The organism is Halorubrum sp. AD140 (assembly GCF_034497445.1).
Classification (GTDB): Archaea; Halobacteriota; Halobacteria; order Halobacteriales; family Haloferacaceae; genus Halorubrum.
Genome location: NZ_JAXRUU010000240.1, coordinates 1 through 1252, shown reverse-complemented (window position 1 = coordinate 1252; position 1252 = coordinate 1). Strand labels below are relative to the sequence as shown.

Sequence of the window (1252 nt, the reverse complement as noted above, 5' to 3'; positions counted from 1 at the left end):
TCCTCCGCGTCGGGGACGTCGACCCCCTCGGACTCCGCGAGCGCGACGAGCGCGCGCTTGAGGAGCTCCTCGCGGCTCACGCCCGCGTCCTCGGCCGCGGCGTCGAGGGCGGCCGCCGCCGGATCGAGGTCGCTCATCGCGGATCCTCCGTCATCTACCTGTCGTTGAGCGGCGAGGCTTAAGTAACCTGTCGCGCCGTTCTCCGGATCGATACTCGGCGGGGCCGAGTCGAGAGGCGCGAGCGGCGGGCGATATCGCGGGTTCGGAGCGCGGCCGCTACCGGATCTTCCGCACGTCGCTGATGTCGAACCCGCCCTCGTGGATCTCGGTCTCGAAGCGGACGATGTTCTCGGCCTCCAGCCGCGAGAGCACGCCGCGGAACTCGCGGACGAACATCGTCCGGGCGCGCTGGGAGCCGCCGCTCTCCCACGAGAACTGGAGCGTCCCGCCCGCGGCGTCCATCAGCGTGCCGAACTCGCGGTCGCGGAGCGCCTCGGTGTTCACCAACACGAGGACCAAGGCGTCCCACTCGTACGCCGCCTTCTTCAACCCCTTCATCACCATGGCGACGTCGCTCCAGTCGGTGTCGTCGGAGACCATCGAGACGAGGTCCGTGACGGAGTCGATACAGACGAGGCTCCCCTCGCCGTGTTCCGAGAGGTAGTCGCCGAACGCGGTGAGCACGTCCTCGTACTCGCCGCGGTCGCCGAGCTCGGTGATCGAGGCGGTCTCCGTCTCGTACCAGTCGCGCGGCACGGGCGACAGCTGGAAGTACTCCGGCGAGAGGTCCCGGAAGGCGATCTCCGAGACCGCCGCGTCGACGATCTCCGAAGCCATCGTGTACCCCATCTCGCGGGTGATCGCCTCGGTGTCGGGGGTGAACGAGATGTAGTGGACCGACTCGGGAAGCGTCGCGTCGGCGTCGACGTCGCCGTAGTAGAGGTCGAACAGCTCCTCGTCGGCGCCCGCCAGGGCGTTCATCGCCGCGCTGGTGTAACAGAACTCCCGGGCCCCGGCGCCCGCCTCGCCCGCGAGCAGCACGACGCTGCCGGACGGCGCGCCGCCCCCGAGGATCGAGTCGAGGCGAGCGACTCCGAACGGAACACTGGACATGGTGTTCGTCGCGTCGCCGCGCGGCTTAGTGTTACCTCTCCCGACCGGCGGCGCCCTCGCCGCTCTCCGCGCCTCCGGTGACGCGCGCGCCCTCGTTCGCCGCCCGGACGACCGACACCCTTCCGCCGACGCCGGCCGC

The 1252-nt window shown here is 70.4% G+C and carries 2 protein-coding genes; both read right to left on the bottom strand.

The window, feature by feature from the left end; translation table 11 throughout:
- Positions 1-137: ribbon-helix-helix protein, CopG family (locus U4E84_RS17820; protein WP_322533415.1), on the bottom strand; the 137-nt coding region annotated here is incomplete at its 3' end.
- A 139-nt stretch (positions 138-276) separates the two neighbouring features.
- On the bottom strand, positions 277-1113 hold the full coding sequence (locus U4E84_RS17815) for an HTR-like protein (protein WP_322533414.1): 837 nt from the start codon (positions 1111-1113) through the stop codon (positions 277-279).
- Between the last annotated feature and the right edge of the window lie 139 nt (positions 1114-1252).

What these genes read in the sequence shown, in the direction of transcription:
- U4E84_RS17815 (WP_322533414.1), bottom strand. Translation starts at nt 1,113, where the DNA reads ATGTCCAGTGTTCCGTTCGGAGTCGCTCGCCTCGACTCGATCCTCGGG.